This is a genomic window from bacterium SCSIO 12696, from assembly GCA_024397955.1.
In the GTDB taxonomy this organism is placed as follows: Bacteria; Pseudomonadota; Gammaproteobacteria; order Pseudomonadales; family Porticoccaceae; genus SCSIO-12696.
On sequence record CP073744.1, the window covers coordinates 1086943 to 1103058 of the forward strand.

Annotated in this window: 17 protein-coding genes; 7 read left to right on the plus strand and 10 right to left on the minus strand. The window is 51.6% G+C overall.

Annotated features, from left to right (window positions below; all coding sequences use genetic code 11):
• Positions 1-13: 13 nt before the first annotated feature.
• Together galE and KFE80_04990 are read right to left on the minus strand one after the other, a co-directional pair.
• Complete coding sequence (galE, locus tag KFE80_04985; protein UTW46245.1) at positions 14-1030, minus strand: UDP-glucose 4-epimerase GalE; 1017 nt, start codon at positions 1028-1030, stop codon at positions 14-16.
• Positions 1031-1369: 339 nt separating this feature from the next.
• Complete coding sequence (locus KFE80_04990; GenBank protein ID UTW46246.1) at positions 1370-1654, minus strand: polyhydroxyalkanoic acid system family protein; 285 nt, start codon at positions 1652-1654, stop codon at positions 1370-1372.
• Positions 1655-1914: 260 nt separating this feature from the next.
• Between KFE80_04990 and KFE80_04995 the strand changes: the two genes are divergently transcribed.
• Both KFE80_04995 and KFE80_05000 read left to right on the plus strand, forming a co-directional pair.
• Positions 1915-2412, plus strand: coding sequence for a hypothetical protein (locus KFE80_04995; protein UTW46247.1), 498 nt, complete (start codon positions 1915-1917; stop codon positions 2410-2412).
• Positions 2413-2486: 74 nt separating this feature from the next.
• On the plus strand, positions 2487-2954 hold the full coding sequence (locus KFE80_05000; GenBank protein UTW46248.1) for an RDD family protein: 468 nt from the start codon (positions 2487-2489) through the stop codon (positions 2952-2954).
• 186 nt (positions 2955-3140) lie between these two features.
• Here KFE80_05000 and lptG read toward each other — a convergent pair whose 3' ends face one another.
• Positions 3141-4205 (minus strand): LPS export ABC transporter permease LptG, encoded by a 1065-nt coding sequence (gene lptG / locus KFE80_05005; GenBank protein UTW46249.1) that lies wholly within the window; start codon positions 4203-4205, stop codon positions 3141-3143.
• On the minus strand, positions 4205-5317 hold the full coding sequence (lptF, locus tag KFE80_05010; protein ID UTW46250.1) for an LPS export ABC transporter permease LptF: 1113 nt from the start codon (positions 5315-5317) through the stop codon (positions 4205-4207). Before lptF ends, lptG begins: the two co-directional genes overlap by 1 nt.
• A gap of 88 nt (positions 5318-5405) precedes the next feature.
• Between lptF and KFE80_05015 the strand changes: the two genes are divergently transcribed.
• From KFE80_05015 to KFE80_05035, 5 genes are all read left to right on the plus strand, one after another.
• Positions 5406-6884 (plus strand): leucyl aminopeptidase, encoded by a 1479-nt coding sequence (locus tag KFE80_05015; protein ID UTW46251.1) that lies wholly within the window; start codon positions 5406-5408, stop codon positions 6882-6884.
• 88 nt (positions 6885-6972) lie between these two features.
• Positions 6973-7401, plus strand: a complete 429-nt coding sequence (locus KFE80_05020) for a DNA polymerase III subunit chi (GenBank protein ID UTW46252.1) — start codon at positions 6973-6975, stop codon at positions 7399-7401.
• A gap of 11 nt (positions 7402-7412) precedes the next feature.
• The gene (locus KFE80_05025; protein UTW46253.1) at positions 7413-7592 is read left to right on the plus strand and encodes a hypothetical protein; all 180 of its coding nucleotides are present in this window, start codon (positions 7413-7415) and stop codon (positions 7590-7592) included.
• Positions 7593-7658: 66 nt separating this feature from the next.
• Positions 7659-10538 (plus strand): valine--tRNA ligase, encoded by a 2880-nt coding sequence (locus KFE80_05030; protein ID UTW46254.1) that lies wholly within the window; start codon positions 7659-7661, stop codon positions 10536-10538.
• Between the two features lie 118 nt (positions 10539-10656).
• Entirely contained in the window at positions 10657-11343 is a 687-nt protein-coding gene (locus tag KFE80_05035; GenBank protein ID UTW46255.1) for a response regulator transcription factor, read from the plus strand.
• A gap of 2 nt (positions 11344-11345) precedes the next feature.
• On the opposite strand, the gene KFE80_05040 is transcribed toward KFE80_05035, so the two are convergent.
• The 6 genes from KFE80_05040 to KFE80_05065 are packed head-to-tail and all read right to left on the minus strand — an operon-like array spanning position 11346 to position 16087.
• Entirely contained in the window at positions 11346-11675 is a 330-nt protein-coding gene (locus tag KFE80_05040; protein ID UTW46256.1) for a hypothetical protein, read from the minus strand.
• An 8-nt stretch (positions 11676-11683) separates the two neighbouring features.
• The gene (locus tag KFE80_05045; protein ID UTW46257.1) at positions 11684-12397 is read right to left on the minus strand and encodes an SDR family NAD(P)-dependent oxidoreductase; all 714 of its coding nucleotides are present in this window, start codon (positions 12395-12397) and stop codon (positions 11684-11686) included.
• The gene (locus tag KFE80_05050; GenBank protein ID UTW46258.1) at positions 12394-13707 is read right to left on the minus strand and encodes a HAMP domain-containing histidine kinase; all 1314 of its coding nucleotides are present in this window, start codon (positions 13705-13707) and stop codon (positions 12394-12396) included. Before KFE80_05050 ends, KFE80_05045 begins: the two co-directional genes overlap by 4 nt.
• A gap of 28 nt (positions 13708-13735) precedes the next feature.
• Complete coding sequence (locus KFE80_05055; GenBank protein UTW46259.1) at positions 13736-14770, minus strand: class I SAM-dependent methyltransferase; 1035 nt, start codon at positions 14768-14770, stop codon at positions 13736-13738.
• Positions 14770-15519 carry a DUF1295 domain-containing protein gene (locus KFE80_05060; GenBank protein ID UTW46635.1) on the minus strand — a complete coding sequence of 250 codons (750 nt, stop codon included), beginning with the start codon at positions 15517-15519 and terminating at the stop codon, positions 14770-14772. Before KFE80_05060 ends, KFE80_05055 begins: the two co-directional genes overlap by 1 nt.
• Positions 15520-15571: 52 nt before the next feature.
• Positions 15572-16087: a DUF2878 domain-containing protein gene (locus KFE80_05065; protein ID UTW46260.1), complete on the minus strand. Its 516-nt coding sequence runs from the start codon at positions 16085-16087 to the stop codon at positions 15572-15574.
• Positions 16088-16116 lie beyond the last annotated feature (29 nt).

Genomic DNA, 16116 nt, shown 5'->3' on the forward strand with positions numbered 1-16116 from the left:
CCTTAGCCGCCGGTTAGCTGGCATAGCCATTGGGGTTCTGTGACTGCCACCGCCAGGTATCGGCAGTCATATCATCCAGAGTTCGGCTAGGCTGCCAGTTCAGCTCCTCAATGGCTTTGCTGGGGTCGGCCCAATATTCGGCAACGTCCCCCGGACGCCTTGGGCAAATTCGATAATTAATCGGCCGGCCACACGCCTTAGAAAAAGAATCTATCATTTGCAAAACGCTGCTGCCTTTTCCAGTACCCAAATTGTATATGTGATAACCCGCTTGGCGACTTATACAGCGCAGAGCAGCAATATGGCCATCGGCCAAATCCACCACATGGATATAGTCACGCACGCCGGTGCCATCCACTGTTGGGTAATCATCACCAAATACCGGTAACTCCTCCCGGCGACCCACCGCCACTTGGGAAATATAAGGCATCAGATTGTTGGGAATACCTTGGGGGTCTTCTCCCATGGTTCCGGAAATATGCGCTCCCACCGGATTAAAATAGCGTAAAACAATGATGCTCCACTCCGGCTCTGCCTGCTGCAAGTCGCGCAAGCATTGTTCAACCATCAACTTGCTGGTGGCGTAAGGGTTGGTAGTAGCACCCACTGGGGCGGTTTCCAAAACAGGCACCGTTTGCGGATCGCCATAAACCGTCGCAGAAGAGCTGAATACCAATGTCTTGACGCCTGCACGCTTCATGGCATCCGCCAACACCAGAGAGCCGTTAACGTTGTTGTCGTAGTAAGCCAAGGGTTTTTCAACGGATTCACCCACCGCTTTTAAGCCCGCAAAGTGAATGACCGCATCAATTTGATGTTCGGCAAAGATTTGGTCGAGAATCGCCGCGTCACGAACATCGCCCTTATAAAGCACCGGGCGCAGGCCTGTGATCGCCTCTATGCGATCAAGCACCACTGGGTGACTGTTACGGCCATTATCAAGAATTACTGGCTCCATTCCCGCCTGGTGCATTTGTACGCAGGTATGGCTGCCAATATAGCCTAAACCTCCGGTTACAAGTACTTTCATGGATTGTCCCTTCGGATTGCAGATTGTCTCGATTCTACATCGACAAACACAAATAGTTAATATAGGTAAAGTTACGTTAAAGGCTTGTAGGTACTTATTTTTAAAGATTTTTTCAGAAAAACCGAAAATTGCATCACGCCGCTGCCAGCGGTTAAAGTAAGCTCCGAGGTCAACACCATTCCCCCCAATAAGGCTGTTGGCTTCGAATGAGGAGGGAGATGCGAATAAGCCCCCATTTATTCGCTGTTGTAGGGCTGTTCCTCTCGGGCATTTACCTGAATCGGGCCGTACAACTGACAACAGCCCCACTGGCAACAGTGGGGCTGTTTTATTAGGGCCTCACACCACCTGCTCCAAGTACTTATCCAAAGTGCGCTCCACTTCCGCTTCGACCATCGATGCGAAACCCGACATCAGAAAGCCCAGCTCCACAGTTACCTCTACTTTGTCTTCCCCCAACAACGCCTTCGCTGACGCACCAGATTGCTTGTAATGCAGCTCATTGCCCTGCCACTCAGCACTGCCGCCCAACTTGTCGGTCAGCTTGTTCGCCAATTGCTCACCGAGCTCTCTTAATTGACCATCATCAAGCTTATGGTCACGCTCTACGTACACAGTCGCCATAACATTCCTCTGGGCTGAAGCTGTAAAAAATCTTTCACTATTTCTTCATGGTTAAACCGACGAAACGGTGTTAGCATGAAATTAGGTACAGGTTCTCAGACGGTATGAGGCCCTGTTTAATGGTCTACTCATTCAGACTCTGGTTTAAGCCAACGATGGGTATTATCACCGGTATGCAGTACAACTGCATCACAGTTTGTTACAAAGCGTTTGAAAGGGCGCCATGAAGTTATCTAGACTGAGGGAATAGGAGCTTATATATGGCAGACAGAAATTGTTTAATTCGTGTACTAAGGCATTGTTTCAGTGCACGCTTGTTGTGTCCGGCGGCGATTCTGGCTACCTTCGCCTGTGCCACCTCTGCCGATGACAGCCAGTTTCTGCCCAGTACCCTCAAACCCAGTCAAAGCAAGCATTCAACTGCTCACCCAGACCTCGACACCCTTTGCAATAAAGGTTTGGCGGAGCGCTCCCAGCAAATTCGCTCCAACGAGATGTCCGCCACTCACCGGGCATTAAATTACGATTGGCTGGCATCTCACGCTGGCGAAGCACGCCAGTACCACAATGGCCGAGCTTTTGGGAAAATTGCCCAGAAGATGTTGCGCCAATACTGGGATCAAAAACGCCAACAACTGGGCGACAATGCACTGCTCGACGGTAACGGCAAAATTCAGCGTGAATTTCGCGGTATTGATTACGGCTTAACCACCTCCGGCGGCGGCCTCAATTTCGGCCTCAACTATACATTTCAATAGTGACGTTCAAGTAACGGCTTTCGGGCAACCACCACCCCTGCTAGAATCCCGGCTCCTTTTCTGGAGCAAACCCTGTGACAACTGAACCATTTGCCTCCCTGCAAAGTGCCAGCGTATTTCGCCGCCTAAGCGCTCTGGTCTACGATTTTCTGCTCATGCTCGCGATTGTGTTTATCTGCGGTGTGTTGACCGTCATTATCCAGTACCTGATTTACAGCCCAATACCAGAAGGCCAGCAAATGCCGCCACTGCCGTGGTTGCCTGTGGTGTTGGGCTTATGGCTTGCAAATGCCTATTATTTTGTTTACTGCTGGGGAAAACGCGGCCAAACCCTGGCCATGAAAGCCTGGCGACTGCGAGTGCAGCAGCTGGACGGTTCCCTGACTACCACCAAACAACGCTGGCTGCGTGCTGTTATTGCCCCATTATCACTGGCAAGTGTTGTCGGTTTACTGTGGCGGCTATGGGATAAAAATGGCGATTGCCTGCACGACAAACTGACCGGCACGCGGGTGGTGTTGTTACCTAAGGGAGTTAACTAAAAGCTGCGGGCTTCGAGCATCGGGCCCCGAGCAGTATGGTGAAGTCCTGTTATTCTGAGCGTATAGCTAGCCGCTGGTATTAAGATCCTTCGCTACGCTCAGGATGACGACCTCGCTCAATCTGCCCGTAGCCCGTAGCCCGTAGCCCGTAGCCCGTAGCCCGTAGCCCGTAGCCCGAGGCAGTATTTACGCCGCCCGCCTTAACAACAGCACTCCAATTCCCATAAACACTGCAATCGGTACCAGCACAGCAATCACGGGCGGGAATTCATACACCAGGCTTGACGGCCCCAGCATCTGCTGACTGATCCAGAAGGTCATACCAAAGATTACCCCGGTAAAGATGCGAAATCCCATGGTTACCTGACGTAATGGGCCGAAAATAAACGAAATAGCCACTAGCACCAAGCTCAGCACACTGAGTGGTTGCAGCGCTTTATTCCAAAACTCTAACCAGTACGGCTGGGCATCTTGATTTTGGTTTTGCAGGTACTTGGCGTAATTGCGCAGCCCGCGAATGGACAGCGATTCCTTGGGAATAGCAATCAAGTTCAGCAATTCCGGAGACAAATCGGTTTGCCAACGACGCTGGAGTTTTTGTTCTACACGGGTGCGATTGTTGTCGATATAGGTAATATCAACCTTTTCTTCCAACCAGTAATCCTGATAGAAAACCGCACTCTCGGAAAAGCTGGCTTGCTTTAAGTTACGCTGCTCATCAAATTGGTAGCGGGTCACTCCGTAAAGTAGCTCACCGCCTGGAGCAACAATATTAAAGTGCATAAACTCGTTGCCTTCCTTGTTCCACAAATTAGAGCGGAACTTACTCTCTGCCTGGCCACTGCGTTTCAACGCTTTGTAAGTATTCGCGGATTGATCCGCATAGGGCACCAGGTATTCGGCGAGTAATACACCCACAAAAATCACAACCAGGGTTGGCCGCATCACAAACCAGACGATGCGCATTAGCGATACACCCGAGGCGCGCATTATTACCAATTCGCTATTCCCAGCCAGTGCACCCAAACCGATCAAACAGCCTATCAAAGAAGCAAAAGGGATAAATTCGTAAATACGCGCAGGCAGTGTCATACCCGTGTATATCAGAGCATCCAGATAAGTGTACTTATCGTTGATGATTTTGGTTTCATTGATGAACGCTGACAGCGCATCAATACCCACCAAAATAGCCAGCACCCCCAATAAACTGCCGAGAACCGACTTGGCCACATAACTTGCCAAGCGACGCATCAGGTAACTCTCCTAGCTGGTTTTCGGGTGACTTTGTCCCGCAGCCTGTCCCAGTAAAAGATCACCATTGCCAGCAACAGAAAGAACAGGTGTACGCCCCAAATGCCCGCATAAGGGTTGAGTGCCGACTCTGCCACTTTAGAAGCACCGGCATCCACCGCTTGCCAATACACCACAAACAACAAAATAGCTGGCAACAGTTTCATGTAGCGCCCCTGACGGGGATTGGTTTTGCTCAGAGGAATCGCAGCAATGGTCAGTATCAGCACCATGACCGGCCAAGACAGGCGGCGATGAAATAAGGCTGTGTATTGTGGGTCTGACGAGGCGGCCAGCTCAGGGGTACTCAACGCCTCTTTCTGCATTTTTTGAATACGCCAATCGTCATCTTTAGTTTGCGCCAGCCGCTTACCGAACTCAGTAAAGTATGTAATACGGAACAACGCTTCTCCCGGGTTACCTTCAATGCGATAGCCGTCTTCTAATACCAGGAAGTTGTCTTTCAAATTTTCCGAGCGTTTCTGGTAGCCCCGCTTGGCAAGCACCAAAACCTGACCACTGCCACCTTCGGTATTGGCCACTGACTCCGTATAAAACACGTCATCCAGCTGCCCACTGCCCACTTCTTCAGCGTAAGCAACACCGCTCCCAGCTTGAAGCTTTTGAAACCGCTTGGCAGGCATGGCATCCAATTCCGCTCGCTGTTGCTGAGCGCGTTCCAGAGCCGTGGACTTGGCAATGCCACTGGGTGTGAGGTGAATACTCATCAAGCCCACTACCGATGCCACCACCAGTGAACTGACCATCGTATAGCGCAAAACTTGATTGCGGCTCACACCGCAACAGGAAAGCACTGTCATCTCGCTGTCCAGGTAGAGACGACCATAAACCAACAAAATCGATAGGAAAAACGACAGTGGCAATAAAAGCTCAAGAAACTCTGGCAGCCGATATCCCATCAGCGCAAACAGCACTTCGGAGTCGTATTTGCCAAGAGCCGCATCACGCAGATATTTCACAAACCGGCTACTCATAAACACCAGCAATAGCACGAAGCACACAGCCACTGTGCTGCCGAGCAATTGACGTAACAGATAACGAAAAATAATCACGTTCTGGTTTTTCTCGGTGCCGTTGGTAGAGCTAAACAAATTGGAATAGACTAGCGCGCAAGTTTAACCATTTGTTCTGGGAGACACCATGGAATTCTCACTGCGCACCGCTGACGCCTTAACCGCAAAAACCGCCTGCTTGGTTATCGCGGTTTCTGAGGGCCCATTAACCGGTATTGCCCAAGCCGCCGACAAGGCCACAGAGGGCGCTCTTACAACGCTGGCAAAAAGTGGGGATTTCAACGGTAAAAATGGCCAGCAGCTGCTATTACCCCTGGTAACTGGTTTGAGTGCACAGCGAGTTTTACTGGTCGGCACCGGCAAAAGTGCACTGGACGACCAGGGATTCGTAAAACTGGCCACCAGTATCGCCAAGCGACTTACTGCCTTAAAAGTCAAAGACGCTCTGGTATGCATAGAGAGTTTAGAGGTCACTGGCCGTGATATGGCCTGGAAAACTCAGCAGATCACTCGCCTGTGCGGTGAAGCGGTTTATCAGTTCACTAAATTTAAATCACGGAAGCCACCTAAAACAGCCCTCAAAAAGGTATCACTGCACAGCAGCAAAAGCAGCGCCGCAATCAAAGCTGCTCTCGCCAACGGAGCAGCGACTGCCAGTGGTGTCAATCTGGCGCGAGAGCTAGGTGACCTGCCGGGCAACGCCTGCAACCCTCCCCATATGGCCACTCGCGGTCGCGCCATGGCCAAAGGTAACGCCAAAGTTACCTGTAAAGTGCTGGAAGAAAAGCAGATGAAAGAGTTGGGCATGGGTGCCCTATTGTCTGTTTCTGCTGGTTCCGACACCCCAGGCAAAATGGTGATTGTGGAGTACAAAGGCGGCAAAAAAAGCGACAAACCGGTGGTTCTGGTAGGCAAAGGGGTTACCTTTGACTCCGGCGGCATCAGCCTCAAACCCGGTGCTGCCATGGATGAAATGAAGTATGACATGGGTGGCGCCGCTACAGTGTTTGGCACTTTACAGTCCATCATTGAAATGGCGTTGCCTATCAATCTGGTGGGCATTGTCGGTGCAGTGGAAAATATGCCCAGCGGCAAGGCCACCAAGCCAGGGGATATCGTCACGTCTATGTCGGGCAAAACCATCGAAGTACTTAACACCGACGCCGAAGGGCGACTGGTGCTTTGCGACTGTTTAACCTACGCCGAGCGCTACAAGCCTCAGGCAGTTATCGATATTGCCACCCTTACCGGTGCCATTATTATCGGCCTGGGTCATCATGCATCTGCGGTTTACGCCAATGACGAAGGTCTTGCGCAAAGTCTGTTGCAGGCGGGCATCGACTCCACCGATCGAGCCTGGCAAATGCCTTTATGGGAAGAATACAACCAGCAGCTGAAATCTAACTTTGCCGACATCCCCAATATTGGTTCCGGGCGTGATGCGGGTTCCATTACTGCTGCCTGCTTCTTGGGACGCTTTACCAAAAAGTACAAATGGGCCCACCTGGATATCGCCGGTACCTTCTGGCGATCCGGCGCTGCCAAAGGAGCTACCGGCCGGCCGGTACCTATGTTAGTGGAATACTTGACCAAACTGGCCAAATAGCACTAAGTGATGAACATATGGCCATTCCCCATAGACGGGAATGGCCATTAATAGTATTTCACCGCAACGTAGAGACCTACCCTAGCCAATGACCGACGTCCAGTTTTACAACACCTGCCAACCTCTGGAAGACGCTCTGCAGTACACCTGCCGACTGATCGAAAAGGTCAGCGCTCGCAGGCTGCCAATATTGGTACACACCGCAGACGAAGCCATCGGCAAACAACTGGATGACTTGTTATGGTCTTTTCAGGAGACCAGCTTTATCGGCCACACCACCGACAATTCAGATTATCAAGCCATCAATATCAGTTGGGAAGACGACCCCGGCGAGCACCACCACGTTCTCATCAACCTTGGGACACAAGTCCCATCCTGGCACGGCCGCTTTGAGAAAGTGCTGGAGATTATCTACGATCAAAAAGACGTTATCGAAAGCAAGCGCAACAGCTTTCGCTACTACAAAGAACGCGGTTATCCGCTGCGCTACCATGACCTGAAGAAACACCCGATCTGAGGATAGCAGCCATGAACGGCACGCCAGACCCCAAGGAAAATACCGACATCCCGGTTCTGGAAACCCCCGCTACCGATATGGTCAATGACCAATTGCTGGACGAACTGGATATCCCCATTCTCACCACCCCCGCCGCTGACGTCGTCAACCACGGTACTGACGCTCCCAAAGCCGACGACAAGTCGATATAATCCCCCGTTTTTCCCGCTATCACCCTGCCCGCTCAATAAAAGCGTCGGCAGGCTATTGGATTTGTAATGGACAAGAATTACCGCCCGCACGACATCGAACAGAACTGGTACCAGACTTGGGAACAGAACGGCTACTTTGCGCCCTCTGGCGAGAGAACTGAGTCGTTCTCACAAATGATTCCCCCGCCAAATGTTACCGGCAGCCTGCACATGGGCCATGCCTTCCAGCACACCATTATGGACGCCCTTACTCGTTACCACCGCATGCAGGGCAAAAACAGCCTGTGGCAGGTGGGTACCGACCACGCTGGCATCGCCACGCAGATGGTGGTGGAGCGCAAACTGGCCGCCGAGGGCAAAAGCCGTCTGGATCTGGGCCGCGACGCCTTTATGGACAAAGTGTGGGAGTGGAAAGAAAAATCCGGCGGCACCATCACCCAGCAAATGCGCCGCCTGGGTAACTCCGTGGATTGGGATACTGAGCGCTTCACCATGGACCCCGGCTTTACCAAAGCGGTTCAGGAAGTGTTTGTGCGCCTCTACGAAGACGGCCTCTTGTACCGGGGCAAGCGTCTGGTGAACTGGGATCCGAAACTGCACACCGCTATCTCCGATCTGGAAGTGGAAAACAAAGAAGTCAAAGGCAAGATGTGGCACCTGCGCTACGCCCTTGCCGACGGCGCCACCACAGCAGATAGCAAAGACTATCTGGTAGTGGCCACCACCCGCCCGGAAACTATGCTGGGGGACACCGGCGTTGCGGTGAATCCGGAAGACCCGCGCTACAAAGACCTGATTGGCAAAGACATTATTCTGCCGCTGGTAAACCGCCGTATTCCCATCGTCGGCGACGAACACGCGGATATGGAGAAAGGCACTGGCTGTGTGAAGATCACTCCGGCCCACGACTTCAACGATAACGAGGTGGGCAAGCGCCACAGCCTGCCCATGATCAATGTGCTCACGTTTAACGGCGATATTCGCGATAGCGCCCAGTGCTTTAATTCCGATGGCAGCGTAAACGATGCTCTCGACCCCACCCTGCCAGAAAAGTACCAAGGCATGGAGCGCTTTGCCGCTCGCCGGGAAATTGTTGCGGATTTCGAAGCCTTGGGCTTGCTGGAAGCCATTGAAGAAAACGCCATGACCGTGCCTTACGGTGATCGTGGCGGCGTGGTGATCGAGCCCATGCTTACTGACCAATGGTATGTGGACGCCAAAACCCTGGCCAAGTCCGCCATCGAAGCGGTGGAAGACGGCCGCATCCAATTTGTACCCCAGAACTACGAAAATATGTACTTCGCCTGGATGCGCGACATTCAGGACTGGTGTGTGTCTCGCCAGCTGTGGTGGGGCCACCGCATTCCCGCTTGGTACGACGAGCAAGGCAATGTCTACGTAGGCCGCGACGAAGCCGAGGTACGCACCAAACACAACCTGGATGATACCCCGCTGCAACAGGACGACGATGTACTGGACACCTGGTTCAGTTCCGCCTTGTGGACGTTCGGCACCCTGGGCTGGCCTGCCGATGATGAAGAAACCCTTGAACGCCTGAAAGCTTTCCACCCCACCGATGTGCTGGTAACCGGGTTCGACATTATCTTTTTCTGGGTGGCACGCATGGTAATGATGACCATGCACTTTATGAAAGACGACGATGGCAACCCGCAGGTGCCGTTCAAAACCGTGTATGTCACCGGATTGATTCGCGATGACCATGGCCAGAAGATGTCCAAATCCAAAGGCAATGTGATTGACCCGCTGGATATGATTGACGGCATAAGCCTGGACGATCTGGTGGCCAAGCGCACCGGTAATATGATGCAGCCGCAGCTGGCGGAAAAGATCAAAAAACGCACCGAAAAAGAATTCCCGGAAGGCATTGCCGCCCATGGCACCGACGCCCTGCGTTTTACATTAGCAGCACTGGCTTCCACCGGCCGTGATATCAACTGGGACATGAAGCGCCTGGAAGGCTACCGCAACTTTGCCAACAAAATCTGGAATGCGTCCCGCTATGTGTTGATGAACGCTGAAGGACAAGATTGCGGGCAACTTTCTATAGATGGAAAGTGCGAAGCAGTTGAACTGTCGCTGGCAGACCGCTGGATTGCCAGCAAACTGCAAACCGTTGAAGCGGAAGTAACCCGCCACTTCGACCAGTACCGTTTCGACCTGGCCAGCCAGACGCTCTACGACTTTATCTGGAATGAATACTGCGATTGGTATTTGGAACTATCCAAGCCCGTTCTTTGGGATGAAAATGCATCACCTGAAGCCAAACGCGGTACCCGCCGTACCCTGGTTCGTGTGCTGGAAACCATTATGCGCCTGATGCACCCGCTGATGCCTTACCTCACCGAAGAAATCTGGCAGGCCATTAAAGAGCTAGCGGGTAAACAGGGCGACACCATTATGTTACAGCCCTACCCTAAAGCTGTGGACAACAAGCGGGACTCCGACGCAGAGGCCGATATCGAGTGGCTAAAGCAAGTGATTATGGGTGTGCGCACCATTCGCGGTGAAATGAATATCCCGCCAGCCAAACAGCTATCCGTGTATTTTTCCAATGGCAGCGACGCCGACCTGAAACGGTTGGATAGCAACCGTCAATTCCTATTGAAACTGGCTAGCCTGGAATCCATCACCTGGCTTAACGACGGTGACGAAAAACCTCTTTCTGCCACCGCCCTGGCCGGAGAACTGGAAATTTTGGTACCCATGGCTGGCCTGATCGACAAAGACGCGGAACTGGCTCGCCTGCAAAAAGAGATCGACAAAATCAGCAAAGACTTCGCCCGTGTGGAAGGCAAGCTAAACAACCCCAAATTCGTCGACAAAGCCCCGGTGGAAGTGGTGGAAAAAGAACGTGCCAAAATGGCAGATATGCAAACCGCTATTGGCAAGTTGGAGCAGCAGAAGACAGAAATCGCCAAGCTCTGACTGTAGCCCGGGTAAAGCGCAGCGGAACCTGGGTTTCGCTGCGCTTTACCCGGATTACGATGTAGTAGCACTTCGCGCTATTCCCCAGTATGCTTTTTCAAAAAAAAGCGATTTCCCCATGACAACCACCATTCTGATCGTCGAAGACCACAGCGACCTGGCCGCCAATATTGGCGACTTTCTTGAGGCCGGTGGTTTTACCGTGGACTTTGCCGCCAATGGCCCACTGGCGGTGCAATTGGCAGCCAACAATCACTACGACGCCGTGGTTCTGGATATTATGCTGCCCGGCATCGACGGCTACGAAGTCTGCCACCGGATGCGCAATCAACTGGGGCTGGGCATGCCGATAATTATGCTCACCGCACGGGATACCCTGGATGATAAACTCACTGGCTTTGGTCGCGGCGCCGACGATTACCTGGTAAAGCCATTTGAGTTAAAAGAGTTGGAAGCGCGTATTCATGCCCTTATTCGCCGCCAGCGCGGAGAACTGGAAAACAGCACCTTGCGCATCGGCGAGCTGACTTTTGACATCCAAACCATGCAGGTAAGCCGCTCGGGTCAGAACCTTAAATTGTCTCCCACCGGGCTAAAAATTCTGCGCCTGCTGATGCGCGAATCACCGAAAGTGGTGAGCCGGGAACAAATTGAAATGGAAATTTGGGGGGATGACGCACCAGACAGCGATGCACTGCGCAGCCATCTGTACACACTGCGCAAAGTGATCGATAAACCCTTTGATCAGCAACTACTGCACACCATTCCCGGTGTCGGTTTTAAGTTGTGCGACGATAGCCAATAAATTCAGTCGCTACCGTCACAGCCCTCGCCCACTGGCTTTGGCGATAATGGAACTCGTAAGCCATTGCCCATTGTCTTCACCGGCTGCCCTACCATTTCATCGTAGGCACTTTGCTGAATCAACCACATGGCCTCTACATGAATGCCGGAAAAGTCGTTTTTGATGTCCTCAATGGAGCGTCGACTGTACTCTTTGCCGGTTGCGGTACATAAGCTGTGATAGCGGCCATTGACCTTGGCCTGCACCACGTAAAGCGCCCCATCCAGCGAGTACAGTAACAGTTCTTCAACAGACTCCTGCCGCAACAGCTGAGTGATTTTGATTTTTTTCACGGCGCCTCCTACCAGGGAATGGTTTTGCCCTGCCAATCCAGATAACTCAGTTGCCCATCTGGCTCCAGGTGATCAACGATAGACAGTAATTGCTGAGCGACAAATTGCGGCGAAAATAATTTGCCGTCCGGCACATTCGCTTGAAAGGGCGTCGAAAGAGGAGTATCTGTCGTACCCGGATGAAACAGCATCAACTTGACCTGTTTAGCCCGGCGCGCGTACTCAACTGCAGCGGTTTTCACCGCCATATTCAGGGCTGCTTTGGAAGCACGATAACTGTACCAGCCACCCAGGCGGTTATCACCAATGCTGCCCACACGGGCACTGAATAGTGTGACCGTACAGGTACGGCCGTGATTGAGCAGTGGCAGTAAGTGCTTCAACCACAGCAACGGCACTAACGTATTGCTGTTTAAAATATCCAGAAAATAGTTACCCGAAAGCTCTTCCAGGCGCTTCTCAGGCATAGTCGTTGAGTTATGAAGAACACCGTTGCAGATAAATACTCGGCGAATAACAGGGCCATTCTCTAACTGCTGTATAACAGACTCAATCTCAGCCTCACTGTAATCGCAGGACATCAAGTGAAGATTTGGATGCTTCGAGAAACCGGGATTTCGGCAAACACCATAGACAGCTGCATTTGGTTCAACAGCCAAAAGCTGGTCGATGATCGCCTTGGCGATACCACTGCCTGCTCCGATCACCAAACTATCACTCATACCAGGCCGCCATCACCAGTGCTAAAACAGACTCTGACTTCCGTCCCCTTACCCAATTCACTATCCAGTTTTAGTGTCCAGCCATAGCGATTACACAGACGTTTGACAATGGCCATACCCAAACCGTGACCACCCAGCTCCCCTTCCGTACCGCCTCGATGAAATGGCGTTCCCAGCCTTTCCAAGGTGGCAGCATCCATACCGGGGCCGCTATCTTTTACCAGCAGGCAATGGGCTTCCAACACCACTTCTATCTTCCCTTCCGGAGTGTAGTTGTAGGCATTGCGCAGCAGATTATTGATCAAAATTTTGGCCACCGGTGTCGGTGCATCTACATTAAGCAGTTCTTTATCCACCACACTGATTTCAATGGCCTTATCGTGAAAGACCGTGCCCAGTGCACCCAGTTCATCTTTCACCAGATCATTGATCACAACTTTGTCGGAAGGCAGCTGATTGCTTTCTTCTCTGGCCAGCAGCAACAGGGTTTCGATCAATGCTTCCATATCAAACAACGTTCGATACATACGTGTCACAGTAGCGTCGCCAAAATCTTTTTGTTTACGCTCCAGCAATTCCAGAGAGCTGCGCAAAACAGCAATGGGAGTACGCAGCTCATGGCTGGCATCGCGGGTAAAGTTGCGTTCCCGCTCGATAAATTCCCCAAGGCGCTCGGTAAAGTGGTCGAGAGCACGCACCAGGGTGGACACTTCCAAATCCCGAGCATGTCGCAATTCGTCCAAATTCAACGCCAGCCACTGGCCTTCTTTGGGCTCTGCTTCTTCCACTACTTTGGCCAATTTAACGATAGGGGAAATGGCCCGGTGGGACTGGCGATAAGCAAGCCAGGCAAAGATATACAAAATGACCAACACGGCGGTTAACGGCAATATGCCAAACACCAAGGTCAGCAGAGACACACTCTCTTCATCAAAGATTAGATAAAGACGGTCAGCGCCGGAGGCAGTGGCTTTATCCTCCACATAAATAATGGGCTTGCTGCCATCAAAATGAACCCGCTGTAACCCAGGACGTAATTCACGCAATGGTAATGGAACGGTGCTGGCATCGCCGTTGTGAGCCAGAAATCCCCTCAAGTTGAGGGTATTGGGCATTGCCAGATCGGGATTTTGCTCTCGGTGTTGCCAAAAATATTCCGCCTCACCCTCCAGGGCTTTGCGCATCAACACACTTTCAATCATTTCCCTTGCAGCAAATACCCCCGCTGCGGCCACCAAGCTGATCAGGCCCACCTGCAATAGGAAGACCTTGGTCATTTTGGAATGGAGATTTTTTCTTGTTTTTGGCATCTGCCGTCCTAAACACCCATCAACCGGCTCAGTGTAGCTTTTTGTTAAACAAATAGTGAGTCACCATCCATTCATTCCCTGACTGGTAGCCAAACAACTCTGCACAGGCCATAAAAAACATCCGCCAGCGCTGAGTCCAGATAGCCCCCTGCCCCTCACCGTAAGTCTGCTCGAACAGCTCAGTGATCTCCTTGCGGTGACGATCCATATTGTCGAGCCAGGCTTCCGATGTTTTTTGATAGTGACTGCCATTCACCAACCATTGATCTTCAATGGTGAGATGATCCTGAAAGTAAAGCAATGTGTCAGCGGATGGCATCAATCCACCGGTGAAAAAATAACGCCCCATCCAGTTATCGTCCCCTTCGGTTTCAAAGGGATACAACACAGAGCGGTGACAAAAAATATGCACAAACAATTTGCCATCCTGACGCAACCAGCTACTCACCTTGGTAAGTAGTTTTTGGTAGTTGCGCACATGCTCAAACATTTCAATGGACACAATGCGGTCGAACTGTTGATCCAGTTCCAACTGGTTGACGTCCTGTGTAATCACCTGAATATTATCGATACCACGCTGCTTGGCTTGTGCCTGAATATACTCACGCTGGGAATTGGAGTTGGAGACTGCAGTAATCCGTGAATTAGGCAGTTTTTCCGCCATAAACAGAGTGAGTGAACCCCAACCACACCCTAACTCGAGGATATCCTGCCCATCCTCAAATTGGCCACGCTGTAAGTACAGCTCCAGCATCAACTGTTCAGCATCTTCCAAGGTGCGAGTATTGTTATTCCACCAGCAACTGCTGTACTTCAAGTGCTGCCCAAGCGCCAGTTGGTAGAATTTCGCAGGTACTTCGTAGTGCTGTTCATTGGCGGCATCGGTTTCGATCGCAATGGGGCTGTTGCGCAACTGGTTAATCAGCTCACTTTTCTGGGCGCTGGCCAGCTCCGGGTTATTGGCAAACTCATCCTGTAAACGTTGCTTCAGCAGCTTACGAATACCCATACGGATAGCGGAATCCGGTACCAATTTTTTTTCTGCCAGATCAATCATTTTCATCAGTTGCTCTCCACAATTTTTTGCAAATTCTTTTTCCACGGGACAAATGCGCTGGTAGTCTCCCGATAGCGCAGATAGGCATCACCGCGAGAGCGGATAGCCTGTTGTTCGGTGTAGGGAATACCAGTAATAAAAATCAAGAACAGCAGCATCAACACCGGCGCCAGCCACAGCCATTCGCCACCGACAATACCAATGGCGAGCAACGGATAACTGAACCAATGCAGCCATTCAAAAAAATAGTTGGGGTGACGGGAATAATTCCAAAGACCAACTTCACACACCTTGCCTTTATTGGCTGCTTGACTACGGAATTGCGCCAGCTGCTTATCCGACATAGTGACGCCCGCAAAAGCCACCAGCGCCAATATCACAGCCGTAATGTGTTGAGTGCCAGCTGCAGCCACTTCACCATTGGCGATCAACCAGGCGGGCAGGCTAAAGCACCAAATCAACAATGCCTGAAACTGAAAAAATAAAAAGTGATACGGATTAACTCGTTTTCCCCAGTACTGGCGCAGATATTGATAGCGGCCATCTTCCGGCTCGGTAAATACCCGATGGGTCAGATAAACCCCCAGGCGCAAATACCAACAACCCATGAGCAGTGCCACTGTCCAGCGCAACCACTCACTACCACCACCGGTAAAACCGTAGTAAAACGCAGACACGGAAATACCCAGTGCCCATACCGCATCGACAATACCTGCATTATTGCTGCGCACTTGCCACAACCAGGCAAGTGCCATAGCAACACTGGCGGCCAACAGGGTCTCAACTGGTAAGCTTTCAACTGCAAAATCAGGCCAAGGCATGACGCCCCTCCTGCGACCACTTGGCCGCTTTTCTCAGTAGCAACGGCACCACCAACAACCAACTCAGTGATGTAGCGGCAATAACACCTGTGCTATCCAGCCACACTACCGCGCCCAACTTTTGCGCGCCGTAATAAGACAGCGGACTGCCAACAGCCGCCAATAACCCGGCCAGATACAAATTGCGCTGCATCCATGACAGGGAATGATTCAAGGTCAGCGCAAACGCCACCCACAGACAGACAATCCACAGAGGGGCCACCGGAAACAGTGGTTGATTTGAATATTGCAAAATACCCAGTAATGACCACAAGGTAGCCAGGAAAATGCCGATGGGAATGGCAAGTGCCAACAATTGCGCGTCTGCACGACGCACCGGTGATATGGAAAAATGAAGCAGCACAAAAGCCAACGTCGCCAGAACCGGCAACCAGGTATTGCCCCAACTGGCACCCAGTACACAGCTGAACCAAACGATTTGAAAGGCAATAAAGTTAATCATAAAACCACCACACTCTTGTTGATGGTTTG